The sequence below is a fragment of the Halomonas sp. ANAO-440 genome, assembly GCF_019915905.1.
GTDB lineage: Bacteria > Pseudomonadota > Gammaproteobacteria > Pseudomonadales > Halomonadaceae > Halomonas > Halomonas chromatireducens.
Genome location: NZ_JAHXBV010000020.1, coordinates 1 through 22,959, shown reverse-complemented (window position 1 = coordinate 22,959; position 22,959 = coordinate 1). Strand labels below are relative to the sequence as shown.

The window sequence follows — 22,959 nt, the reverse complement described above, 5'->3', positions numbered from 1 at the left end:
ATGAGGTGCACCTTGGATTACCCCGACCGCTTTGACGTCATCGTCATCGGCGGCGGCCATGCGGGAACCGAAGCCGCCCTGGCCTCCGCTCGCATGGGCTGTCAGACCCTGTTGCTGACCCACAACATCGAGACCCTGGGACAGATGTCCTGCAATCCCGCCATCGGAGGGATCGGCAAGAGTCATCTGGTCAAGGAAATCGATGCCCTGGGTGGTGCCATGGGCCTGGCAACTGACCTGGGCGGTATCCAGTTCCGTGTACTAAACGCACGCAAGGGACCGGCAGTGAGGGCGACACGAGCCCAGGCCGACCGGGTCCGCTACAAGGCAGCCATTCGCGGCATGCTGGAAAATCAGCCCAATCTGACGCTGTTCCAGCAGGCCGCCGGTGACCTGATCGTCGACAGCGACACCGTGCGTGGCGTGGTGACCGAGACCGGTATCCGTTTCCTCGGCGAAACGGTGGTGCTCTGCACCGGAACCTTCCTCGGCGGCGTGATCCATATCGGCCTCGACCAGAGTCGTGGCGGTCGTGCCGGGGATCCGCCCTCCAATGACCTGGCCAGGCGTCTGCGAGCACTGCCGTTCCGGGTCGATCGGCTCAAGACCGGCACGCCGCCGCGACTCGATGCCAAGAGCGTCGATTTCTCGGTGCTCGAAGAGCAGCCCGGTGATACCCCCACTCCGGTGATGTCCTACCTGGGGAGTCGCGAGATGCATCCGCGGCAGGTGAGCTGCCATATCGCGCATACCAACGAGCGCACCCACGAGATCATCCTGGCCAACCTGGATCGTTCACCGATGTATTCCGGCGTCATCGAGGGGGTCGGTCCGCGCTACTGCCCCTCGATCGAGGACAAGGTGCACCGCTTTGCCGACAAGGCGAGCCACCAGATATTCATCGAGCCGGAAGGGCTCGACACCAACGAGCTCTATCCCAACGGTATCTCCACCTCGCTGCCCTTCGACGTGCAGCTGCAGGTGGTACGCTCGATCCCCGGACTGGAAAACGCCCATGTCACCCGGCCCGGCTACGCCATCGAGTACGATTTCTTCGATCCGCGCGACCTCAAGCACTCGCTGGAAACGAAATTTATCCACAACCTGTTCTTTGCCGGGCAGATCAACGGCACCACCGGTTACGAAGAGGCCGGCGCCCAGGGCCTGCTCGCCGGGCTCAATGCGGCCCGCCGCGCCAGGGAGCTGGAAGCCTGGTGGCCGCGGCGGGACGAGGCGTATCTTGGCGTGCTGGTGGATGACCTGATCACCATGGGCACCAAGGAGCCCTACCGCATGTTCACTTCGCGGGCCGAGTATCGCCTGCTGCTGCGCGAGGACAATGCCGACCTGCGCCTTACCGAGGCCGGCCGCGAGCTAGGCCTGGTCGACGAGGGCCGCTGGGCGGCTTTCGCCACCAAGCGGGAGGCCATCGAACGCGAGAGCGCCCGTCTTGCGGCAACCTGGGTGCAGCCCGGTACCGCGGCTGCCGATGCCATCGCGGAGAAGACCGGCAAGGCGCTTTCTCGGGAGTACAGCTTGATGGACCTGCTCAAGCGTCCGGAGCTGAGCTACGGCGATCTTGCCCAGGTGGGCGGCGAACCGGTGAGCGACGAGGCAGTCGCCGAACAGGTGCAGATCCAGGCCAAGTACAAGGGCTACATCGACCGCCAGCAGGATGAGATCGATCGTCTCAAGCGGCACGAAGCCACGCCGCTGCCGGCCGAACTCGATTATGACCGGGTCGAGGGGCTCTCCCACGAGATCCGCCAGAAGCTCGGAGAAGCGCGACCGGCCACGCTGGCCCAGGCGTCACGTATTGCCGGTGTCACCCCGGCGGCGGTCTCCATCCTGCTGATTCACTTGAAGAAGCGTCGACTGCTTGACGACAGCCGAGTGGCCAACGGATGACGACGGACTCGACCACAGCGGTAGAAACACAGCTCGACCAGGGCCTCGAGGCCTTGGGCGTAGTCGCAACGTCGGCCCAGCGCAAGCAGCTGCTGGACCTGGTGGGGTTGTTGCACAAGTGGAATCGCGCCTATAACCTCACCGCGATACGCTCACCCGAGGAAATGGTGGCCAAGCACCTGCTCGACAGTGCCGCCGTGCTGCCTTTCGTCACCGACGAACCACTGCTCGACGTGGGGTCGGGGCCGGGGCTCCCGGGGCTCGTTCTGGCGATCCTCAAGCCCCGGCTTGCGGTCACGCTGCTCGACAGCAACGGCAAGAAGGTGCGTTTTCAACGTCAGGCGGTGATGGAACTCGGACTCGGCAACGTCACGCCGGTGCAGGCTAGGGTGGAGTCCTTCGAGCCGCCCGCAGGAGGCTACGGCCAAGTCGTCTCCCGGGCTTTTGCCAGCCTCGGCGACTTCGTGTCGCTGACCCGGCACCTGCCTTCGCCCACAGGGCGCTGGCTGGCGATGAAGGGCCCCGCCGTGGATGACGAGCTGACCGGGCTGCCCGACGCGGTGGTGATCCGTGAGCGTCATGGCCTGACGGTTCCCTTCACGACGGGAGTTCGTCAGCTGTTGATCGTCGAGCGATCCGATTCCAACCCTGGCCGCCGGTGAGCGTGCCATCGACGCAAGGATGTCGCCCGTGACCCAGATAATCGCCTTGACCAACCAGAAGGGCGGCGTGGGCAAGACCACCACCGCCGTCAACCTGGCCGCCAGCCTGGCGGCGCTGGACCGTCGCGTGCTGCTGGTCGATCTCGATCCCCAGGGTCATGCCACCATGGGCAGCGGTATCGACAAGCACAGCCTGGATGGCAGCGTGCTCGACATGCTGCTGGGCGACAAGAGCGCTTTGGAGGTGATGTTGGATTGCCCCGCGGCCGGCTACGCCCTGCTGCCGGGCAACGGTGATCTCACCGCTGCCGAGGTGGAGCTGCTCGATCGCCACGAAGGGCGCGAGCGCTGTCTGATCGAGTCCCTGAAGCCGGTCGCCGGTGAATACGACGTGGTGCTGATCGACTGCCCGCCGTCGCTCAACATGCTGACGGTCAACGCCCTGACCGCAGCCGATGGCGTGCTGATCCCCCTGCAGTGCGAATTCTATGCCCTCGAGGGGCTCTCGGCACTGCTCGATACCGTCGAGCAGATCAAGGATCGGGTGAACCCGGGACTGGCCATCTACGGTATCCTGCGCACCATGTTCGACTCGCGCAACAGCCTCACCCGCGACGTCAGCAAGCAGCTGCGGGACTATTTCGGCGAAGCCCTGCTCAAGACCACCATCCCGCGTAACGTGCGCGTGGCCGAGGCGCCGAGCCATGGGCTGCCGGTGACCAAGTATGCGCGCTTCTCGCGAGGCAGCCAGGCCCACCGGGTACTGGCCAAGGAGTTGATACGTCGGCTGTCGCTGTAACGTCGGTTCGTCGCTTTGCCGATACTTGCTCGTTGTGATGATGAGGGAAGATAAATGACGCGAAAACGCGCCCTGGGCCGCGGCCTGGATGCCCTGATCGGTGCCGGTGCCCGCCGCCGCGAGAGCCTCGAACTGCCTGAGGTCGAGATCGATGCCCTCAAGGAAGGCGAGCCGCCGCCCACGGTGGTAGCCGAGGATCGGCTCGAGCGCTTGCCGGTGGGCCAGCTGTCTCGCGGCAAGTACCAGCCACGCCGGGATATCCAGCCCGAAGCGCTGGAAGAGCTGGCTGACTCGATCCGTGCCCAGGGGGTGATGCAGCCCATCGTGGTGCGGCCTATCGGCGAGGCGCGCTACGAGATCATCGCCGGGGAGCGGCGCTGGCGGGCCGCCCAGCTGGCTGAACTCGACACCATTCCAGCGGTAATCCGCGAAGTTACCGACGAAGTGGCCCTGGCTCTGGCCCTGATCGAGAACATCCAGCGCGAGGATCTCAACCCCGTCGAGGAGGCGATGGCGCTCAAGCGGCTGCTCGAGGAGTTCGAGCTGACCCAGCAGCAGGTCGCGGATGCCGTTGGTCGTTCCCGTGCCCAGGTGGCCAACCTGCTGCGTCTGTTGACGCTGGATCCGGAAGTGCAGACCCTGCTCGAACGCGGCGACCTGGACATGGGGCATGCCCGGGCCCTGCTGGCACTCTCCGGTGCCAGGCAGCGCAAGGCCGCCCATGAGGTGGTTAACAAGGACCTGACGGTTCGCGACACGGAGGCCCTGGTCAAGCGCCTGGTGAACGGTGAGCCGAGGAAGGCAGAGGCGGCCGCAACCAGCCCCGACGTAGCCCGCCTCGAGACCCGGCTTGGTGAAGTACTCGGTGCGCCGGTCAAGATTCAGCATGGCCGTGGCGGCAAGGGACGGGTGACGATTCGCTATTCGAGCCTGGATGAACTCGACGGTATCCTCGAGCACATACGCTAGGCGCTGTCATGTAGTTAGCTGGGGTACGAGTGTCGACAATCCTTGCACCTTTGGTCGCAAAGTCGCACCATTCGACAGCAAATGAGCGTTGTTCGGTTGAAGGCCCAGAGGCGCTTCCCTATAATCCGCCGTTGTTTGCCTGAGTGTCATGCTCGGTACAGCCGGCACCCGAACCCTGCCAAGGCGGGGCAGGAAATGTCGACAGGATGCACAGACACGTTGCCACAAGGCGCCGGCGCCCGGATTTCACACGCCTGTTCCTGGCTCAGGGTCTGGCCACCCTGATGGTCGCATTGCTGGCTGGCCTGCGGCACGGCCACGAGGGGGTGCTGTCTGCCCTGCTCGGTGGCGCGGTCAGCCTGGTGCCCACGTTCTATTTCGTCTGGCGTGGCCTTCGCGTACGGGATGGCCGCCGGCCGCGGATCAGCGTGATGAATCTGTATCAGGCAGCGATGGGCAAGTTCGGTTTGACGGTAGCACTGTTCGTGATCGTCTTCGTCACAGTGCCCCCCTCAAACCCGGCTTTTTTCTTTGTCGCATATGTGGCGGCTCAACTCATGCACTGGCTCACACCCTGGCTCTTGCGTGACCGGCCGACCCACCAAACCTGAGGTAAGCAGCGTATGGCAGCAGATAATGAAATATCCGCCATCTATTACATACAGCACCACCTCCAGAACCTGACCTTCGGCAGGCATCCCGAGAATGGCTGGTCGCTTGCCAGTACCTCTGCCGAAGCCACCGAGATGGGCTTCTGGGCTATTCACCTGGATACCATGGGCTGGTCCATCGCCATGGGCGTGCTGTTTCTGGGGCTGTTCCACAAGGCGGGCCGCATGGCCACCACCGGCGTCCCCGGCGGGCTTCAGAACGCTGTCGAGATGGTCATCGAGTTCATCGAGAACCTGACCCGCTCCACCTTCCATGGCAAGAATCCGAACATCGCGCCGATAGCGCTGACGCTGTTCATGTGGATCCTGCTGATGAACACGCTGAAGATCATTCCGGTTGATTACTTCCCGGAGCTGTTCGGTCGCCTGGGCCTCGAATACATGAAGATCGTGCCTACCACCGACGTCAATGCCACCCTGGGCATGGCGCTGGGCGTGTTCTGCCTGATCGTCTACTACAGCATCAAGGTCAAGGGTGCCGGTGGGTTCGCCAAGGAGCTCTCGCTCACGCCGTTCAATCACTGGCTGCTGATCCCCTTCAACCTGATCCTCGAAATCGTCGGCCTGATCGTAAAGCCGATCAGCCTGGCGCTGCGTCTGTTCGGCAACATGTTCGCGGGCGAGGTGATCTTCATCCTGATCGCGCTGCTGCCATTCTGGGCGATCTGGGTGCTGGATGTGCCATGGGCCATCTTCCATATCCTGGTGGTGTCACTACAGGCGTTCATCTTCACGACGCTGTCGATCGTGTACCTGAGCGCCGCTCACGAGCACCACTGAGCCAAGCAATTTTGCAAACGCGGTAACTTGAAACCTGACCTCAACGTAAAACTAGGAGCAACATCATGGAAATCGTTTACCTTGCCGCCGCCATCATCATCAGCGTCAGCGCACTGGCAACCGGCATTGGCTTCGCCATGCTGGGCGGCAAACTGCTCGAGTCCACCGCGCGTCAGCCTGAGCTTGGCGACCAGCTTCAGACTCGTACCTTCATCATGGCCGGTCTGCTCGACGCCGTGCCGATGATCGGTGTTGGTATCGCGATGTACCTGATCTTCGTCGTTGCCGGTTAATGACAGCACCGAGCGCTGAGGCGCTCGGTTCGCTTCTATCCGGTCGCCACGAACCCGTCAGAGGTACATACCCGTGAATATCAACATGACGCTTATCGGGCAAACGATCGCCTTTGCGATCTTTGTCTGGTTCTGCATCAAGTACGTATGGCCGCCGATCAGCTCCGCGCTTCACGAGCGCCAGAAGAAGATTGCCGATGGCCTCGACGCAGCCAGCCGGGCGTCTCGCGACCTCGAGCTTGCTCAGGAGCAGGCAGCTCAGACCCTGCGCGAGAGCAAGGAGCAGGCCTCACAGATTCTCGATCAGGCGAACAAGCGTTCCAGCCAGATGATCGAGGAGGCCCGCGAGCAGGCCCGCGCCGAAGGCGAGCGCCTGGTGGCCGGTGCACGTGCCGAGATCGATCAGGAAATCAATCGCGCCAAGGAAGAGCTTCGCGCCCAGGTGGCCTCGTTGGCCATCGTCGGTGCCGAGCGTGTTCTGGAAGCCTCCATCGACGAGAAGGCACACCGCAAGCTGCTAGACAAGCTTGCTGCCGAACTGTGAAGGAGGTGACCCATGGCGGAAACGTCTACTGTCGCACGACCCTACGCCAAGGCCGCGTTCGAGTATGCGCGGGACCACAAGGCGCTTGAAGCCTGGTCCGACATGCTGGTCAAGCTGGGCCAGGTCGTCGCGGAGCGTGATGCTCAGAAATTGATCGCGAGCCCCAAGATTGCCACCGACCGCAAGGTCGACATGGTGATCGAGGTTGCCGACATCAGCGTGGATGATGCTGGTCGTCGCTTCCTCGAAGCCCTGGGTGACAAGGGGCGGCTATCGGCCTTGGGTGCCATCGCCGAGCAATTCGAGCGCCTGCGCGCCGACCACGAGAAGCGCATCGACGTTACTGTGGTCACGGCCTATGCGCTCGACGACAAGCAGCAGAACAAGCTCGCCGGCGCGCTCAAGAAGCGGCTGAATCGCGAAATCTCCATTACCACTCAGGTGGATCCGAAGCTTCTCGGAGGCGTCGTCCTGCGCGCCGGCGATACCGTCATCGACGGGTCGGTGCGCGGTCGACTGAATCGCCTCTCCGAAGCCCTTACCGCCTGAGTCTGAGGGACATGGCATGCAGCAACTGAATCCTTCCGAGATCAGCGACATCATCAAGCAGCGTATCGAAAAGCTGGATGTCGCATCCGAAGCCCGTAACCAGGGCACCATCGTCAGCGTCTCCGACGGCATCGTGAAGATTCACGGCCTCGAAGATGCGATGTTCGGTGAAATGATCGAATTCCCCGGCAACATCTTCGGCATGGTGCTCAACCTGGAGCGTGACTCCGTGGGCGCCGTGGTACTGGGTGACTACCTGCAGCTGGAAGAGGGCATGACCGCCAGCTGTACTGGTCGTATCCTCGAGGTGCCGGTGGGCCCCGAACTGATCGGCCGCGTGGTTGACCCGCTGGGCAACCCCATCGACGGCAAGGGCGATATCGACGCCAAGATGACCGACGCGGTGGAAAAGGTCGCCCCGGGCGTCATCACCCGTCAGTCCGTTGACGAGCCGATCCAGACCGGTCTCAAGTCGATCGACGCCATGGTGCCGATCGGCCGCGGTCAGCGTGAGCTGATCATCGGCGACCGCCAGATCGGTAAGTCGGCCATCGCCGTCGACGCCATCATCAACCAGAAGGGCAAGGGCGTCACCTGTATCTACGTCGCCATTGGTCAGAAGCAGTCGACCATTGCCAACGTCGTGCGCAAGCTCGAAGAGCACGGCGCCATGGAGCACACCATCGTGGTCGCCGCCGGCGCCGCCGACCCGGCCCCGATGCAGTTCCTGGCCCCCTATGCGGGCTGCACCATGGGCGAGTACTTCCGTGACCGCGGCCAGGACGCCCTGATCGTCTATGACGATCTGACCAAGCAGGCCTGGGCCTACCGTCAGGTATCCCTGCTGCTGCGTCGTCCGCCGGGCCGTGAAGCCTACCCGGGTGACGTCTTCTATCTCCACTCGCGCCTGCTCGAGCGTGCCGCTCGCGTCAACGTCGAGTACGTCGAGAAGTTCACCAATGGTGAAGTGAAGGGCAAGACCGGTTCGCTGACCGCACTGCCGATCATCGAGACCCAGGGCGGCGACGTCTCCGCGTTCGTTCCGACCAACGTGATCTCGATCACCGACGGTCAGATCTTCCTCGAGACCGACCTGTTCAACGCGGGTGTCCGCCCGGCCATCAACGCCGGCCTGTCGGTATCACGGGTGGGTGGCGCGGCCCAGACCAAGATCATCAAGAAGCTGGGTGGCGGCGTGCGTCTGGCACTGGCTCAGTATCGTGAGCTGGCGGCCTTCTCGCAGTTCGCCTCCGATCTTGACGAAGCGACCCGCAAGCAGCTGGAGCACGGCCAGCGCGTCACCGAGCTGATGAAGCAGAAGCAGTATTCGCCGCTGTCCGTGGCCGAGATGGGGGTGACGCTGTACGCCGCCAACGAAGGTTTCCTGGATGACGTCGATGTCAGCAAGGTGCTGGACTTCGAGCGTGCCCTGCATGACTACATGAAGTCCGAACATGCCGAGCTGCTCGATAAGATCAACCAGACCGGCGACTACAGCAGCGAGATCCAGGAAGGCTTGAAGTCGGGTCTCGAGAAGTTCAAGGCCACTCAGAGCTGGTAATTCCGCCGGCCCACCCGCGGGGGTGGGCCCTGGACATCTTCTGAGGGTCAAGAACGAGGTAGATCGCTATGGCAGCTGCAAAAGAGATACGCACCCAGATCGGGAGCATCAAGAATACGCAGAAGATTACCAGCGCCATGGAAATGGTGGCTGCATCCAAGATGCGTAAGGCACAGGATCTGATGAGGGCCAGCCAGCCCTATGCCCGTCAGATCCGCAACGTCGTGAGCCATATTGCCGACGCCAACCCCGAGTACCGCCACGAGTACATGATCGAGCGTGACGCGAAGCGGGTCGGCTATATCGTGGTCTCCACCGACCGCGGCCTGTGCGGCGGCCTGAACGTCAACCTGTTCAAGGCCGTGCTCAGGGATGCCAAGGCATGGCGCGACAAGGGCGCAGAGCTCGATTTCTGCGCCCTGGGCAGCAAGGCCAGCGGCTTCTTCAAGAGCTACGGGGGCAACCTGGTGGCGGCGAAGAGCGGGCTGGGCGAGTCGCCCGAGGTCGAGGATCTGATCGGTAGCGTCAAGGTCATGCTGGATGCGTATGACGAGGGGCGCCTGGACCGGCTTTTCGTGGTGTACAACGAATTCGTCAACACCATGACGCAGAAGCCGGTGGTCAGGCAGATACTGCCCCTGTCTCCCGATATGGGAGCGGAAACGCATGATGAAGACAACAAGCGTCCCGGTAGCTGGGACTACCTGTATGAGCCGGATGCCAAGGCGCTGCTCGATAGTCTGCTGGTTCGTTTCATCGAATCGCAGGTCTATCAGTCGGTGGTCGAGAATGGCGCCTGCGAACAGGCAGCGCGGATGATCGCGATGAAGAGCGCCACTGACAACGCCGGCGGTCTGATCGACGACCTGGAGATGGTGTACAACAAGGCCCGACAGGCCGCCATCACCCAGGAAATCTCCGAGATCGTCGGTGGCGCCGCCGCCGTATAGCGCCAGGGGAGGGATAACCCTCCCGGCATGCAGGTTTCATTTTCAGGTATTTGAGAGGAACCAAGATGAGCGGACGTATCGTACAAATCATCGGCGCGGTGATTGACGTAGAGTTTCCGCGGGACGATGTTCCCAAGGTCTACGACGCGCTGAAGGTCTCGGCTGCCGAGACAGTGCTCGAAACCCAGCAGCAGCTGGGTGACGGCGTGGTGCGCACCATCGCCATGGGCTCCACCGAGGGCCTCAAGCGTGGTATGGAGGTCAACAACACCGGGGCCGCCATCTCCGTGCCCGTGGGCAAGGAGACGCTGGGTCGCATCATGAACGTCCTCGGCGAGCCGATCGACGAGGCCGGTGACATCGGTGAGGCCGAGCGTATGCCGATCCACCGCAAGCCCCCGACCTATGCCGAGCAGGCGGCTTCCAACGAGCTGCTCGAGACCGGCATCAAGGTCATCGACCTGGTCTGCCCGTTCGCCAAGGGCGGCAAGGTCGGCCTGTTCGGCGGCGCCGGCGTGGGCAAGACGGTCAACATGATGGAGCTGATCCGCAACATCGCCACCGAGCACAGCGGTTACTCCGTGTTCGCCGGTGTGGGTGAGCGGACCCGTGAGGGTAACGACTTCTTCCATGAGATGACCGAATCCAACGTTATCGACAAGGTATCGCTGGTCTACGGTCAGATGAATGAGCCGCCGGGCAACCGTCTGCGTGTGGCACTGACCGGCCTGACCATCGCCGAGAAGTTCCGCGATGAAGGCCGCGACGTGCTGCTGTTCGTCGACAACATCTACCGCTACACCCTGGCCGGCACCGAGGTATCCGCACTGCTGGGCCGTATGCCCTCTGCGGTAGGCTACCAGCCGACCCTGGCCGAGGAGATGGGCGTTCTGCAGGAGCGTATCACCTCCACCAAGACCGGCTCGATCACTTCCGTACAGGCCGTCTACGTGCCCGCGGATGACTTGACCGACCCGTCGCCGGCGACCACCTTCTCGCACCTGGACGCCACCGTGGTACTGGCGCGCTCCATCGCCGAGCTGGGTATCTACCCGGCCATCGACCCGCTGGACTCCACCTCGCGCCAGCTGGATCCGCTGGTTGTCGGTGAAGAGCACTACGACACCGCGCGCGGCGTGCAGAACGTGCTGCAGCGCTACAAGGAGCTCAAGGATATCATCGCGATCCTGGGCATGGACGAGCTGTCCGACGAGGACAAGCTGGCCGTGTCCCGGGCGCGTAAGATCCAGCGCTTCCTGTCGCAGCCGTTCTTCGTGGCTGAGGTATTCACCGGTGCTCCGGGCAAGTACGTGTCGCTGAAGGATACCATCCGTGGTTTCCAGGGTATTCTTGGTGGCGAATACGACGATCTGCCGGAGCAGGCCTTCTACATGGTTGGCAGCATTGACGAGGCCGTCGAGAAAGCCAACCAGATGAAGTAAGGCCGTCCACCAGGGGGACTTCGCTATGGCGAACAGCTTCAAGTGCAACATCGTCAGCGCCGAAGAGGCGATCTTCTCGGGTGAGATCGAGCAGCTCGTCGCTTCCGGCATGATGGGCGACCTGGGCATACTGCCCGGGCACGCCCCGCTGCTGACCGAGCTTCAGCCAGGTCCGATTCGAGTGATCCACGACGGTGGCGCAGAAGAGAACTTCTACGTCTCCGGCGGCTTCCTGGAAGTGCAGCCGGACGTGGTCACCATCCTCGCCGATGCGGCTTCACGGGCCGGTGACCTCGATGAGGCCGCCGCCGAGGAAGCCCGTCAGCATGCGCTGAAGGCGTTCAACGACAAGTCGTCTGAGCTGGATTACACCCGCGCTGCGGCTGAACTCGCTGAAGCCGTGGCCCAGCTGCGCACCATCCAGCAGCTGCGCAAGAAGGCCGGCAAGGGCTGAACCGAGCCCTTACCGTGTAAAACGCCCCTCGAACACTGTTCGAGGGGCGTTTTTGTCTCTGCTATGATGTCGCCCATGCCTCGGGTCGCTCCCGAAACGTCCTCATCCGCCCCGAGCAGGTGAAAGTCATCGACTTTCATGGTTGCGCCAGGAGATGCCCATGTCACTGAACGAAACGCTTCAGGAACAGAAAGATACCCTTTTGGAGGCACTGCAGGATGAGCAGAGGGAGCACCTCGATGAGCTGCTCCCCGAACTGCGTGCCGCCGACCTGGCGGAGATCCTTGAGGATATCATCGAGGAGGAGGATGACCTTCCCCTCGTGCTGGGATTGCTGGACTGTCTCCCGATCGAGCGCCGGGCCAACGTGCTCGGCTACCTGCCGGGAGATGAACAGTTGGAGATTGCCGAGGCGATTTCCGACGACATGCTGCTGCTGATTCTCGAAGAGATGGGGTCGGATGAGCGGGTCGACCTGTTCAACCTGCTGGGTGAAGACCGTCGCGAGACGCTGCTGCGCCGGATGGCGCGTCAGGAACGCGAGGATCTCAAGCGACTGGCGAGCTACGAGGAGGGTACTGCCGGGGCGATCATGACCTCGGATTACGTGGCGATCCCCAGTGGCATGACCGTTTCCCAGGCGATGATGCGTGTGCGGCAGACCGCACCGGATGCCGAGACCGTTTATCAGCTCTATATCATTGACGGGGATGGCCGACTGGCTGGCACCATGTCGCTGCGTCAGCTGATGGTTGCCAGGCCTGGAGCCCAGGTCGACGACCTCATGATCAAGGATGTGATCAGCATCTCGGTGGACGAGGAGCAGGAAGAGGTCGCCCGACTGATATCCCGTTATGACCTGCTGGCCATGCCGGTCACCGACCATGATGAGCGGCTGGTGGGCATCGTCACCCACGATGACGCCATGGACGTGGCGGAATCCGAGGCCACCGAGGATTTCCACAAGGGGATGTCCATCGGCCAGCTCGAGGATGGTGTCAGCCGGGTGCCGATATGGAGCCTCTATCGCAAGCGGGTGACCTGGCTGGTACTGCTGGTCTTTGCCAACCTATTCTCCGGCGCCGGCATCGCCTACTTCGAGGACACCATCGCCGCTCAGGTGGCGCTGGTCTTCTTCCTGCCGTTATTGATCGGCAGTGGCGGTAACGCCGGTGCTCAGGCCGCTACCCTGATGGTGCGTGGTATGGCCACCGGCGATGTCGGTGTCAAGGACTGGAGCAAGCTTCTCGGTCGTGAGCTATTGGTTGCCGGTGCGCTGGGCCTGACCATGGCGGTGGCGGTTGCCCCCATCGGGGTGATGCGCGGCGGTGAGGCGGTGGCCATGGTGGTGGCCATGAGCATGGTGACCATCGTGCTGTTCGGCAGCCTGCTGGGCATGTGTCTGCCCTTCGTGCTGGAGCGTTTCAAGGTGGACCCTGCCACTGCATCGGCGCCACTGGTGACCACCCTGATCGATGCCTGCGGCGTGGTGATCTATTTCACCATTGCCACGGCGATCCTGACAGGACTTTGAGCACTTTCAGCTACTGCCTATTCGTCATCCTTGTGCCGCAACCACAGTGAACGAATCCCGAAGATCAGGATGACCGTCAGCAGAATGGAGAAGGGGATGGCGATGAGCAGGACGGCTGGCTTGATCATCTCGGCTGCCATGGGGACTCCTTTGTCAGCACTGGGCAGGGGGAGGCATAGCCTCCCGGAGCGGCGGGGGCGTGTCAACCGCCGATCGGGCGTGTATCCTCTGGAGCGTTTCATCCCTGCGTCTGGCGGGTTCAATCGCCGCTGCTGACGACGCTCCAGTCAGGAGACTGCCATATGGATTGGCTTCAGGTTGCGATACTTGCCCTCGTTCAGGGATTGACCGAGTTCCTGCCGATCTCCAGCTCCGCCCACCTGGTGCTGGTACCCGTGCTGACCCAGTGGGAGGATCAGGGGCTGGCCTTCGATGTGGCCCTGCACATCGGTAGCCTGGCGGCGGTGGTGGTCTATTTCCGCCATGATCTGTTACGTATGGGCCAGAGCCTGATGAGCTACGCTCGCGGCCGTGGCATGGATACGGATGGGCGCCTGGCAGGCTGGGTGCTGCTGGCCACCTTCCCCGTCGGGCTTGCCGCCCTGATTTTCAAGACTCCCATCGAAACCGTGATGCGTTCCCCGCTGGTGATCGGCATGAGCCTGATCGGCTTCGGTCTCCTGTTGGGTTATGCTGACTGGAAGCGCCGTGCGGGGCGAAGTGAGTACCAACTCACGCTGAAAGATGCACTCCTGATAGGCGGGGCCCAGGCGCTGGCGCTGATTCCCGGCACCTCGCGCTCGGGTATCACCATTACCGCAGCCCTGCTGCTGGGAATGAGCCGGGAGGGTGCGGCACGTTTCTCCTTCCTGATGTCGATTCCGGTTATCGTGCTGGCCGGTGGTCTCGAGATATTCGGACTGATCCAGGATCCCGAACCCATTGCGGTTTCTGCTTTGCTGGTGGGAGCGGTAATATCCGGTATCAGCGCCTATGTCTGTATTCATTACTTTCTGGCGTTCATCAAACGGATCGGTATGCAGCCCTTTGTGGTCTATCGCGTCATTCTGGGCCTCTGGCTGCTATGGATCTTCTGGTAGCCGCAAGGCGAAACACAGCTGTTCTCGAGGAGAGCTTCATCATCATGAGCCGACTTTCCCCCCTTCTTGCCTCTGCGGCGCTACTGCTGTTGATGGGCTGCTCGGAAGGTGACCGCCCCCTGGAGTCGCCGGTGCAGCTCGAAGGTGCCATTTTCGGCTCCTTCTATCAGGTTACGATCGCCGACGCCCTGACTCAGGGAGAGGCTCAGCGGCTCGAGGAGGGATTGGTCGAGGTGCTCGAGGATGTGGATGCCGCCATGTCGATCTACCGAGACGATTCGGAACTGATGGCCTTCAACCAGTCGCCGGTGGGGGAGTGGCAACCGCTCTCCGATGAACTGATCGAGGTGCTTGCAATAAGCCAATCGGTGGCCGAAGCCAGCGGCGGTGCCTTCGATGTAACGATCGGCGGGCTGGTCAACCTTTGGAGCTTCGGCTCCGAGGCGCGCCCCCGGCAGGTACCGGATGAAGTAACGCTGAACGAACGCCTGGCCGAGGTGGGGCCTGACAGCATCGAGATTGACGAGAACGGCCTGCAGGCACGGCGACTGCGAGATGTCTTGGTGGATCTCGGTGGGGTGGCCAAGGGGCATGGCACCGATCGGGTGGGGGCCTATCTGGATGGCCAGGGCATCGAACATTACCTGGTCAACCTTGGCGGCGACCTGATCGTGCGTGGCTACCGCGATACCGAGAGCCAGCCCTGGCGTATCGGTATCGAGGCGCCGCTGGACGATCGCCAGGAGGCGCAGCATATCCTGCCGCTGGAGACGATCTCGGTGGCTACCTCGGGTGACTACCGCAACTACTTCGAGGAGGAGGGACGGCGCTACTCGCATACTCTCGATCCGCGATCCGGACGGCCCATCGACCATCGCCTGGCATCGGTCACCGTTGCGCATCCTTCCAACGCCTGGGCGGATGCCTGGGCAACCGCGCTGATGGTACTGGGCGACGAAGAGGGCCTGGCGCTGGCTCGGAACCAGGATCTCAAGGTATTGATGCTGATCCGTGAGGAGAACGGCTGGGCCAGCGTGGCCACGCCTGCCTTTGCTGACCACTTTGGCCAGTCGAAGATGGATGAATTGGAGATCGAGGTTCGCTGAAAGGCAAACCGGGCGGCACCGGAAGCTGTCGGCGGTTACACTATCGTGACACGCAATAAACCAAGGAAAAGGAGTCAAGATGAGCCTCGACGTGGTGATTCTGGCCGCCGGGCAAGGGACGCGAATGCGCTCGCAGCTGCCCAAGGTACTGCACCGCCTGGCTGGCAAGCCGATGGTGTCTCATGTCCTCGATACCGCCCGGCGACTCGAGGCAGACCGGATGCATGTCGTGGTCGGTCACGGGGCGGACCGGGTGCGTCAGGCACTCGGCGAGTATCCGATACGCTTGGCGCTGCAGGCGGAGCAGAAGGGCACTGGCCATGCGGTGGCCCAGGCGCTCGATGGCCTCGGCCAGGGCAAGGTACTGGTGCTTTATGGCGACGTGCCGCTGATTCGTCGCGAGACCCTGTCGGCACTGCTCGATCAGGTCACCGAGTCACGCATGGGCCTGCTTACCGTGACCCTTGACGATCCCAATGGCTATGGACGCATCCTGCGCAACGATGCTGGTGAGGTCGTGGCAATTGTCGAGCAGAAGGATGCCAGCGAGGGGGAGCTGGCGGTGCGCGAATGCAATACCGGTATCATGGCCATGACCGCCGCCCAGCTGCGCCGCTGGTTGCCGCGGCTCTCTGCCGACAACGCCCAGGGCGAGTATTACCTGACCGATGTCATCGCCATGGCGGCGGCCGACGGTGTGGCGATCGCCACCGCACAGCCCGACGACCCGCTGGAGGTGGAAGGAGTCAACAACCGCCTGCAGATGTCGCGGCTCGAGCGCGCACACCAGGCCCGCATCGCCGAGCAGCTGATGCTCCAGGGCGTGGCCCTGCTCGATCCGGCGCGGCTCGATGTGCGCGGTCGTCTGACCTGCGGCCACGACGTGGAGATCGACGTGGGCTGTGTCTTCGAGGGCGAGGTCGAGCTCGGAGAAGGTGTTCGCATTGGCCCCCACTGCGTGATTCGCGACAGCCATATCGGTGCCGAATCGGTGATCGAGGCCCATAGTGTCATCGATGGGGCCGTGATCGCCGGCCGCAACCGTATCGGACCCTTCGCCCGGCTGCGCCCCGGTTCGCGTCTGGCGGTGGGTGCCAAGGTGGGCAATTTCGTCGAGACCAAGAACGTCGAGGTGGGCGAGGATAGCAAGATCAACCACCTGAGCTATGTGGGAGACGCTCGACTGGGCCGCAACGTCAACGTCGGTGCCGGTACCATCACCTGCAATTACGACGGCGCCAACAAGCATCGCACCGAGATCGGCGATGGTGCTTTCATCGGCTCCAATACCGCCCTGGTGGCCCCGCTTAGCGTGGGTCGTGGTGCCACCGTGGGGGCGGGGTCGACGATCAGCAAGGACGTGGCCGACCATGCGCTGGCGGTCTCCCGAGGCCGGCAGATCGCCAAGGCGGACTGGCCGCGGCCCACCAAGGCAAAGGATTACTGAGGAGAGCGCGATGTGTGGAATCGTTGGCGCCGTTGCCCAGCGCAATGTGCAGAATATCTTGCTCGAGGGGCTGCGGCGCCTGGAGTATCGCGGCTACGACTCGGCCGGCATGGCAGTGCTTGCCTCGGCGGGGCTGCAGCGCTGCCGGGCGCTGGGCAAGGTAGCCGCACTGGAACAGCGGCTTGTCGCCGAACCGCTGCCCGGTCACTGTGGCATCGCTCACACCCGCTGGGCCACCCACGGCAAGCCCAGTGAGGCCAATGCACACCCGCACGCCTCGGGGGATCGGCTGGCGGTGGTGCATAACGGCATCATCGAGAACCACGAGGTGCTGCGACACGAGCTCAAGGACGCCGGCTATGTCTTCGCGTCGCAGACCGATACCGAAGTGGTGGCCCACCTGCTGGAGCGTGAGTATCGTCTTGGCGACGGCCTGCTGGCATCGGTTCAGCGGGTGCTGAAGCGGCTGGAAGGCGCCTATGCCCTGGCCGTAGTACATGCCGATGAGCCCGACGTCATCGTCGGCGCGCGCAAAGGCAGTCCTCTGGTGGTGGGGGTGGGTATCGACGAGGCCTTCCTGGGGTCCGACCCGCTGGCCCTGCTGCAGGTCACCGACCGCTTCATCTATCTGCAGGAGGGCGATGTCGTTCGCCTTTCCGAGGGTGGCCACGTAGAGGTCGTCGATGAAGCCGGACGGCCGGCCGCGCGGGAGATCCAGACGTTCGAACACGCCGATGGCGCCGCCAGCAAGGGTGACTACCGCCACTTCATGCAGAAGGAGATATTCGAGCAGCCGTCGGTGATCGCCGCGGCGCTGGAAGGCCGGCTGGGCGACAAGTCGGTACTGGTGGAGAGTTTCGGACCCGGAGCCGAAGCGCTGTTCGCGCGTGTCCGGCAGATCCATATCGTGGCCTGTGGTACCAGCTACCATGCCGGGATGGTGGCGCGCTATTGGCTGGAGCGCTATGCCGGGATTCCGGCCCAGGTCGAGGTGGCCTCCGAGTATCGTTACCGGACGGTGGTCGTGCCCGAAGGGACCCTCTTCGTGACGCTGTCACAGTCCGGCGAGACCGCCGACACCCTGGCCGCGCTGCGCTTTGCCCGCGAGCAGGGCTATCTGGGCAGCCTGGCGATCTGTAACGTGCCGGGCAGTTCGCTGGTGCGTGAATCCGATCTGACCCTGATGACCCAGGCCGGCCCCGAGATCGGCGTGGCCTCGACCAAGGCGTTCACCACCCAGCTCACCGGTCTGATGCTGTTGACCCTGGCCCTGGGCCGGATCAAGGGGCTTTCCTCCGAGCTTCAGTCAGAGCTGGTGGCCGGGCTGCGCGGCCTGCCGCGGCTGGTGTCGCAGGTGTTGAAACTGGATGGCGAGATCGAGACGCTGTCGATGGCCTTTGCCGAGAAGAATCATGCGCTCTTTCTTGGCCGGGGCGTGCATTTCCCCATTGCACTGGAAGGCGCCCTGAAGCTCAAGGAGATCTCCTATATCCATGCCGAGGCCTATCCCGCCGGTGAGCTCAAGCACGGGCCCCTTGCCCTGGTGGATAGCGAGATGCCGGTGATCTCGGTGGCGCCCAACGACGAACTGCTCGACAAGTTGAAGTCCAATCTTCAGGAAGTGCGAGCCCGTGGCGGCGAGCTGTTCGTCTTTGCCGACGAAGCGGTGGGGCTGGAAGAGGAAGAGGGCATACGTGTGCTCAGGCTGCCCCATGTGCATGATGCCCTGGCACCGATTCTCTATACCATTCCGCTGCAGCTGCTGAGCTACCACGTGGCGGTACTCAAAGGCACCGACGTCGACCAGCCGCGTAACCTGGCCAAGTCGGTTACCGTCGAGTAGCCCGTGAAGTAGCCCCGGGATGGCGCTGAGCCCGCATCGGGCTCAGCGCTGTACCCAGCCCCGGGCTATCAGCGGTGCAAAAAGCAGATGATAGAGTCGTCTCGCCACATGGTGATAGAAGGGCAGTATCAGCCAGTTGCGGCTGGCTCCTACCAGCAGTGCCATGGCCGCGGCCAGCAGGGTGGCGCCCAGCATGTCCTGGGGGAAGTGAACGCCGAGGAATACTCGCGCCCAGGCCACGGGCAGAGCCAGGAGAAGCAGGTAGCGACCAATACGCCGGGTCTTCGCGTGCAGCATGAGGCTGAAGGCCATGGTCAGCATGATCGTCATATGGTTGCTGGGGAAGGCGGGGGTTGGCGAATGATCGAGAAAATGCTGCCCTAGCGGCACCATGAAAGGTCTGGGCGTGGGCCACAGATAGCCGATCAACCAGCTGGCCGCCAGGGCGAGCATCGTGGCGATAAAGGCTTCGAGGAGGGGCTGCTTGAGCCGGTCGCTGCCGCGCAGCCAGCCAATTACCAAGAGTGCAGGGATGAACCAGATCAGATAGACCGCACAGATCTCGGCCATCATCAGCCATTCTGGTTGGCTATCCGGAGCGGCATTGATGCGCTCGAACAGAACAAGGTTTAGATTCTTTCCCATGATTCACCACTGTTCCCAGACTGACGCCTCCGGTTGATGCTCCCCACGGCGCGGAAGGGCCATGCTGCCACCAGGCGAGGGGCGCTGCCTCTTCTTTTTGTTACAGAAAAAATGCAGATATGTCTGAACTGTATCCGGATTTTGCCCAGCGAGCCATTTGAGTGCCGTCATGGCGCCTGTTGATAACTATTGATGGGTAGTCCCACACGGCTCGCTCCTCGTCCGCTGTTCTCATGACTCTTCAACCCCACCTGCTTGTGCCACTAGCGCGGCGGAAGCGCTGAAAGGCCCATTACACGCGTTTTACACGGGGGGCAGCTTCCGTATCACACCGCCCGTTGGTGCAATCAGGCGGTTATCGGACACCAATCCACACTCAAAATAGAGCGATGCATCTTGTGGATAAAACGGGGGAAAACTCTATTTTCTCTTGTCCTTTCGGCACCTATTCGTGGCGTCTCACCGTGGCGCCTACCCTCCATGCATGACCAGCCTCTCCTACCTTCTCTTCACCACCGGCGTGCCACGCTGGAAATGGCAGGTTCGACTCGCCCCGATCACTGCCGAAGAGCCGCATCGGATTGGTCAATCACTGGCCATCAGGCCATTTATCGGATAAATTTACCGATTAAATGGCAAAAATACCTCATTCAAACTGGTTTTTTGTCTTGTTGCATATCAATAACCTCATCCAACGCTCGCATGTACAATAATAGGTGATTCATGTCGAAACTCGTCCACGCACAGTGGTCGTCGAAGATGACCTTCGTGCTAGCCGCTGCCGGCTCTGCAGTGGGGCTGGGCAATATCTGGCGGTTTTCCTACATGGTGGGAGAGAGCGGCGGCGCCGCCTTCGTATTGGTATATCTGGCCTGTGTCGCGGTGATTGGTCTACCGATACTCGTCGCCGAATGGATGATCGGGCGGCGTGGCCAGAACAACCCCGTCAATGCCATGCTGAAACTGGCGTCCAGCAGTGGTCAAACCAGGGCCTGGGCACTGGTCGGCGTCAGCGGTGTCTTGGCCGCCTTCCTGATCCTCTCCTTCTACAGCGTCATTGGTGGCTGGTCTCTCTACTACACCCTCAACTCCGTGACCGGCACTTTCACCGGCCAGGATGCCGACAGTGTCGGTGCTATCTTCGGTGGGCTGCTGGGTAGTCCCGGCGTGCTGCTGCTTTGGCATACCGCCTTCATGGCTCTGGTGATATGGATCGTTGCTCGCGGTGTGACCAAGGGCCTGGAAGGGGCCGTGCGCACGCTGATGCCGGCGCTGGTGGTATTGATGATCGTGCTGGTGGGCTATGGCATGACCACGGGGCACTTCGGTGAGGCGCTGGCCTTCATGTTCCGCCCTGACTGGGGCGCCTTGAGTGGCGATATCGTTTTGGCCGCCATGGGTCAGGCCTTCTTCACCCTGTCGTTGGGGATGGGCATCATGATGGCCTACGGCTCCTACCTGGGTGAGGACGTCAACCTGCTCGGCACGGCGCGTACGGTGATTATTCTCGATACCGTGATCGCACTGCTGGCGGGGCTGGCTATCTTCCCCATCGTCTTTGCCAACGGCCTCAGCGCCGGGGAAGGGCCGGGGCTGATCTTCGTCACCCTGCCCCTGGCCTTCGGCAACATGACCGGTGGCATGATCCTCGGGCTGATGTTCTTCCTGCTGCTGACCTTCGCCGCCCTGACTTCTGCGATTTCACTGCTGGAGCCGGTGGTGGAGTTCGTCGAAGAGCGATCGCCCCTGACCCGGGTGATGGCCACGCTTGCCGGCGGCGCTGCGGTCTGGGCGCTGGGTATCGCGGCATTGATGTCGTTCAACGTCTGGGACGAGTTCCTGATCTTCGGCCTCAATGTCTTCGACCTGCTGGATACCTTCACCAGCACGATCCTGCTGCCGCTGACCGGTCTTGGCGCCATCGTCTTCGTGGCCTGGTGCCTGGATCGAAAGAGCGTTGCCGCGGAGTTGAACCTGAGCGCCGGCAGCGAGACGCTCTGGTTTGTGGTGGCGCGCTATATTGCGCCGCTGGGCGTGATCCTGGTGTTTGTCAACAGCTTGCTGGGGTGACAGGTCCCTGAGCCCCGCCAGACGGGGCTTGAGTGACTGCCTTGGACGGCCGCCGGCAGGCGGCCGTCGTCAATGCTTTTCGTCTTCGGCCAGATCGGCGATATTTCGCTCCAGCTCCTTGAATTCGTTGTGCAGCTCGATGCCGCGGCGCGCCCGCAAATTGCGCTGAGCGGCGGTGCGTGAGCGTTTCTCGTGTTCGGCGACTTTCAAGCTCATGAAGATGTCGAGAAGCTCACTCTTGACGGAAGTTACGCGTTCGATCTTGCTCATGATCGACTCTCCCTCTTCTTCTTTATCGTCTCTTCTTGCCTACGGTTGTCGGCATGCCGTCACCCTGCTAGATGGCGGCCAAGCTTTTCTACTATACCCTACTTGACAGGATGATGACTAAGTGGGTCATTTCACGCAGGAGGGCGAAATTCCATATCGCCTTCGTGATGGGGCATACTGAACCCTGCGACTGCCAACCAAGGAGTTCAGCGTGAGCCGCGCCCTGTTCGATGAAATGAGACGCCGCATGGAGCACTTTCGCCGCTCCGAGCAGAAGGTGGCGCGCTATGTCCTGCGCAATCCAGATGAAGTCATCCACATGCGCATCGTCGATCTGGCTACCGAGGCCAAGGTCAGCGAGCCGACCGTGGTGCGCTTTTGCCGGGCGCTCGGTTGCAATGGCTTTCAGGACTTCAAGCTCAAGCTTGCGCAGATGCTGGCTTCAGGAAGCCAGTTCGCCCAGTTCTCCATGAACGACGACGATTCGGTAGCCGAATTCTCCCAGAGCATCTTCGATTCCACCGTGGGCACCTTGCTCTCTGTGCGTGATCGACTGGATAACGAAGCCTTGAGCCGGGCGATCCAGGCGTTGGCCATGGCCAACCGGGTGGAGTTCTATGGCTTCGGTGCATCCGGTGCGGTTGCCTTCGATGCCCAGCACAAGTTCTTTCGTCTGCAGATATCTACCGCCGCCTACGCCGATCCGCACATGCAGAACATGTCGGCGGTGACCCTCAAGGAGGGAGATGTCGTCGTGGCGATCTCCCAGACCGGCCGGACCCGGGCGTTGGTCGCCAGCGTGCGCCTGGCCCGCGAGGCGGGTGCCACGGTGATTGGCCTTTGCCCCAGCGGTTCGCCGCTCTCCGAGGAGGTGACGCTGCCGCTTTATATCGACGTCCATGAGGACACCGAGATATACACCCCGATGAGCTCGCGCATCGCCCACCTGGTGCTGGTCGACGTGCTGGCGGTCGGGGTGGCCAAGACCCGTGGCCCCAGGCTCGCCGAGCAGCTCAAGGCGGTGAAGAAGAGCCTGACGCCGCTCAGGTTTCCGGAGCAGGAAGGCAAGCCGTAGCCCAGCGTTGGGGATAACACTGCGGCCTCCGCCAAGGCGCCTGACGGCGCCAGTCGCGATGCAGAGCAGCGCTCCAACAGCGATTCTACCCACCGACGATGCCACGCCGCTGTTGGAGGAAGCTTCAGCTCGCGACTGGAGGCCGAAGGCCTCCCGGCGGTGTTGCCGGTGCTTGCCGATAACCACTGCCGTTGCCGCCTCCGCCAAGGCGCCTGCTGGCGCCAGTCGCGATGCAGAGCAGCGCTCCAAGTGCGCCCGTGAAGGCGTGCATACAACTCGGTGGAAGT

The 22,959-nt window shown here is 62.5% G+C and carries 23 protein-coding genes; 20 read left to right on the top strand and 3 right to left on the bottom strand.

Translation table 11 applies throughout. The annotated features are described in order from the left end of the window. Positions 1 to 12 precede the first annotated feature (12 nt). The 14 genes from mnmG (at position 13) to mgtE (ending at position 13,116) form a co-directional block, all read left to right on the top strand. Positions 13 to 1,908, top strand: a complete 1,896-nt coding sequence (gene mnmG, locus KZO25_RS14040) for a tRNA uridine-5-carboxymethylaminomethyl(34) synthesis enzyme MnmG (protein WP_223137441.1) — start codon at positions 13 to 15, stop codon at positions 1,906 to 1,908. After that, positions 1,905 to 2,570 carry a 16S rRNA (guanine(527)-N(7))-methyltransferase RsmG gene (gene rsmG, locus KZO25_RS14035; protein WP_223137440.1) on the top strand — a complete coding sequence of 222 codons (666 nt, stop codon included), beginning with the start codon at positions 1,905 to 1,907 and terminating at the stop codon, positions 2,568 to 2,570. Before mnmG ends, rsmG begins: the two co-directional genes overlap by 4 nt. 28 nt (positions 2,571 to 2,598) lie before the next feature. Then, a complete protein-coding gene (locus KZO25_RS14030) occupies positions 2,599 to 3,369 on the top strand; it encodes a ParA family protein (RefSeq protein WP_066452132.1) in 771 nt (256 codons plus the stop codon). Positions 3,370 to 3,423: 54 nt separating this feature from the next. Next, the gene (locus tag KZO25_RS14025) at positions 3,424 to 4,338 is read left to right on the top strand and encodes a ParB/RepB/Spo0J family partition protein (protein WP_066452131.1); all 915 of its coding nucleotides are present in this window, start codon (positions 3,424 to 3,426) and stop codon (positions 4,336 to 4,338) included. Positions 4,339 to 4,544: 206 nt separating this feature from the next. After that, positions 4,545 to 4,949, top strand: a complete 405-nt coding sequence (locus tag KZO25_RS14020) for an ATP synthase subunit I (protein WP_223137439.1) — start codon at positions 4,545 to 4,547, stop codon at positions 4,947 to 4,949. Between the two features lie 12 nt (positions 4,950 to 4,961). After that, the gene (atpB, locus tag KZO25_RS14015; RefSeq protein ID WP_066452129.1) at positions 4,962 to 5,789 is read left to right on the top strand and encodes a F0F1 ATP synthase subunit A; all 828 of its coding nucleotides are present in this window, start codon (positions 4,962 to 4,964) and stop codon (positions 5,787 to 5,789) included. A 65-nt stretch (positions 5,790 to 5,854) separates the two neighbouring features. Next, on the top strand, positions 5,855 to 6,082 hold the full coding sequence (atpE, locus tag KZO25_RS14010) for a F0F1 ATP synthase subunit C (RefSeq protein WP_010625958.1): 228 nt from the start codon (positions 5,855 to 5,857) through the stop codon (positions 6,080 to 6,082). A gap of 73 nt (positions 6,083 to 6,155) precedes the next feature. Next, positions 6,156 to 6,626 (top strand): F0F1 ATP synthase subunit B, encoded by a 471-nt coding sequence (locus KZO25_RS14005; protein ID WP_066452128.1) that lies wholly within the window; start codon positions 6,156 to 6,158, stop codon positions 6,624 to 6,626. A gap of 12 nt (positions 6,627 to 6,638) precedes the next feature. Continuing rightward, a complete protein-coding gene (locus KZO25_RS14000; protein WP_066452127.1) occupies positions 6,639 to 7,175 on the top strand; it encodes a F0F1 ATP synthase subunit delta in 537 nt (178 codons plus the stop codon). 16 nt (positions 7,176 to 7,191) lie between these two features. Further along, a complete protein-coding gene (atpA, locus tag KZO25_RS13995; RefSeq protein WP_223137438.1) occupies positions 7,192 to 8,736 on the top strand; it encodes a F0F1 ATP synthase subunit alpha in 1,545 nt (514 codons plus the stop codon). A gap of 68 nt (positions 8,737 to 8,804) precedes the next feature. Then, a complete protein-coding gene (gene atpG / locus KZO25_RS13990) occupies positions 8,805 to 9,686 on the top strand; it encodes a F0F1 ATP synthase subunit gamma (RefSeq protein WP_066452125.1) in 882 nt (293 codons plus the stop codon). A 65-nt stretch (positions 9,687 to 9,751) separates the two neighbouring features. After that, positions 9,752 to 11,128 (top strand): F0F1 ATP synthase subunit beta, encoded by a 1,377-nt coding sequence (gene atpD, locus KZO25_RS13985; RefSeq protein ID WP_066452124.1) that lies wholly within the window; start codon positions 9,752 to 9,754, stop codon positions 11,126 to 11,128. A gap of 25 nt (positions 11,129 to 11,153) precedes the next feature. Further along, on the top strand, positions 11,154 to 11,582 hold the full coding sequence (locus KZO25_RS13980; RefSeq protein WP_066452123.1) for a F0F1 ATP synthase subunit epsilon: 429 nt from the start codon (positions 11,154 to 11,156) through the stop codon (positions 11,580 to 11,582). Positions 11,583 to 11,742: 160 nt separating this feature from the next. Beyond that, positions 11,743 to 13,116, top strand: coding sequence for a magnesium transporter (mgtE, locus tag KZO25_RS13975; RefSeq protein WP_066452122.1), 1,374 nt, complete (start codon positions 11,743 to 11,745; stop codon positions 13,114 to 13,116). 17 nt (positions 13,117 to 13,133) lie between these two features. Here the strand turns inward: mgtE and KZO25_RS20045 are convergent, their stop codons facing one another. Beyond that, a complete protein-coding gene (locus KZO25_RS20045) occupies positions 13,134 to 13,256 on the bottom strand; it encodes a hypothetical protein (RefSeq protein ID WP_262489027.1) in 123 nt (40 codons plus the stop codon). A gap of 162 nt (positions 13,257 to 13,418) precedes the next feature. Between KZO25_RS20045 and KZO25_RS13970 the strand changes: the two genes are divergently transcribed. From KZO25_RS13970 to glmS, 4 genes are all read left to right on the top strand, one after another. Continuing rightward, positions 13,419 to 14,216, top strand: a complete 798-nt coding sequence (locus tag KZO25_RS13970) for an undecaprenyl-diphosphate phosphatase (protein WP_223137437.1) — start codon at positions 13,419 to 13,421, stop codon at positions 14,214 to 14,216. Between the two features lie 44 nt (positions 14,217 to 14,260). Further along, on the top strand, positions 14,261 to 15,322 hold the full coding sequence (locus KZO25_RS13965; RefSeq protein ID WP_223137436.1) for an FAD:protein FMN transferase: 1,062 nt from the start codon (positions 14,261 to 14,263) through the stop codon (positions 15,320 to 15,322). 79 nt (positions 15,323 to 15,401) lie between these two features. Then, positions 15,402 to 16,769, top strand: coding sequence for a bifunctional UDP-N-acetylglucosamine diphosphorylase/glucosamine-1-phosphate N-acetyltransferase GlmU (glmU, locus tag KZO25_RS13960; RefSeq protein WP_223137435.1), 1,368 nt, complete (start codon positions 15,402 to 15,404; stop codon positions 16,767 to 16,769). A 10-nt stretch (positions 16,770 to 16,779) separates the two neighbouring features. Continuing rightward, complete coding sequence (glmS, locus tag KZO25_RS13955; protein ID WP_223137434.1) at positions 16,780 to 18,612, top strand: glutamine--fructose-6-phosphate transaminase (isomerizing); 1,833 nt, start codon at positions 16,780 to 16,782, stop codon at positions 18,610 to 18,612. 42 nt (positions 18,613 to 18,654) lie between these two features. On the opposite strand, the gene KZO25_RS13950 is transcribed toward glmS, so the two are convergent. After that, complete coding sequence (locus KZO25_RS13950; protein WP_066449104.1) at positions 18,655 to 19,257, bottom strand: undecaprenyl-diphosphatase; 603 nt, start codon at positions 19,255 to 19,257, stop codon at positions 18,655 to 18,657. Positions 19,258 to 19,980: 723 nt separating this feature from the next. On the opposite strand from KZO25_RS13950, the gene KZO25_RS13945 reads away from it, so the two are divergent. Continuing rightward, positions 19,981 to 21,327: a sodium-dependent transporter gene (locus KZO25_RS13945; protein WP_066449102.1), complete on the top strand. Its 1,347-nt coding sequence runs from the start codon at positions 19,981 to 19,983 to the stop codon at positions 21,325 to 21,327. A gap of 69 nt (positions 21,328 to 21,396) precedes the next feature. Here KZO25_RS13945 and KZO25_RS13940 read toward each other — a convergent pair whose 3' ends face one another. Next, positions 21,397 to 21,597: a PA3496 family putative envelope integrity protein gene (locus KZO25_RS13940; protein ID WP_066449100.1), complete on the bottom strand. Its 201-nt coding sequence runs from the start codon at positions 21,595 to 21,597 to the stop codon at positions 21,397 to 21,399. A gap of 211 nt (positions 21,598 to 21,808) precedes the next feature. Here KZO25_RS13940 and hexR point away from each other — a divergent pair, with 211 nt between their 5' ends. Further along, the gene (gene hexR / locus KZO25_RS13935; protein ID WP_066449094.1) at positions 21,809 to 22,672 is read left to right on the top strand and encodes a transcriptional regulator HexR; all 864 of its coding nucleotides are present in this window, start codon (positions 21,809 to 21,811) and stop codon (positions 22,670 to 22,672) included. Positions 22,673 to 22,959 lie beyond the last annotated feature (287 nt).

Bases quoted from the DNA above. Each gene is read 5' to 3' on its own strand.
- rsmG (WP_223137440.1), top strand. From the start codon at position 1,905: ATGACGACGGACTCGACCACAGCGGTAGAAACACAGCTCGACCAGGGC.
- KZO25_RS14025 (WP_066452131.1), top strand. From the start codon at position 3,424: ATGACGCGAAAACGCGCCCTGGGCCGCGGCCTGGATGCCCTGATCGGT.
- KZO25_RS14020 (WP_223137439.1), top strand. From the start codon at position 4,545: ATGCACAGACACGTTGCCACAAGGCGCCGGCGCCCGGATTTCACACGC.
- atpB (WP_066452129.1), top strand. From the start codon at position 4,962: ATGGCAGCAGATAATGAAATATCCGCCATCTATTACATACAGCACCAC.
- atpE (WP_010625958.1), top strand. From the start codon at position 5,855: ATGGAAATCGTTTACCTTGCCGCCGCCATCATCATCAGCGTCAGCGCA.
- KZO25_RS14000 (WP_066452127.1), top strand. From the start codon at position 6,639: ATGGCGGAAACGTCTACTGTCGCACGACCCTACGCCAAGGCCGCGTTC.
- atpA (WP_223137438.1), top strand. From the start codon at position 7,192: ATGCAGCAACTGAATCCTTCCGAGATCAGCGACATCATCAAGCAGCGT.
- atpG (WP_066452125.1), top strand. From the start codon at position 8,805: ATGGCAGCTGCAAAAGAGATACGCACCCAGATCGGGAGCATCAAGAAT.
- atpD (WP_066452124.1), top strand. From the start codon at position 9,752: ATGAGCGGACGTATCGTACAAATCATCGGCGCGGTGATTGACGTAGAG.
- KZO25_RS13980 (WP_066452123.1), top strand. From the start codon at position 11,154: ATGGCGAACAGCTTCAAGTGCAACATCGTCAGCGCCGAAGAGGCGATC.
- mgtE (WP_066452122.1), top strand. From the start codon at position 11,743: ATGTCACTGAACGAAACGCTTCAGGAACAGAAAGATACCCTTTTGGAG.
- KZO25_RS20045 (WP_262489027.1), bottom strand. From the start codon at position 13,256: ATGGCAGCCGAGATGATCAAGCCAGCCGTCCTGCTCATCGCCATCCCC.
- KZO25_RS13970 (WP_223137437.1), top strand. From the start codon at position 13,419: ATGGATTGGCTTCAGGTTGCGATACTTGCCCTCGTTCAGGGATTGACC.
- KZO25_RS13965 (WP_223137436.1), top strand. From the start codon at position 14,261: ATGAGCCGACTTTCCCCCCTTCTTGCCTCTGCGGCGCTACTGCTGTTG.
- glmU (WP_223137435.1), top strand. From the start codon at position 15,402: ATGAGCCTCGACGTGGTGATTCTGGCCGCCGGGCAAGGGACGCGAATG.
- glmS (WP_223137434.1), top strand. From the start codon at position 16,780: ATGTGTGGAATCGTTGGCGCCGTTGCCCAGCGCAATGTGCAGAATATC.
- KZO25_RS13950 (WP_066449104.1), bottom strand. From the start codon at position 19,257: ATGGGAAAGAATCTAAACCTTGTTCTGTTCGAGCGCATCAATGCCGCT.
- KZO25_RS13945 (WP_066449102.1), top strand. From the start codon at position 19,981: ATGTCGAAACTCGTCCACGCACAGTGGTCGTCGAAGATGACCTTCGTG.
- KZO25_RS13940 (WP_066449100.1), bottom strand. From the start codon at position 21,597: ATGAGCAAGATCGAACGCGTAACTTCCGTCAAGAGTGAGCTTCTCGAC.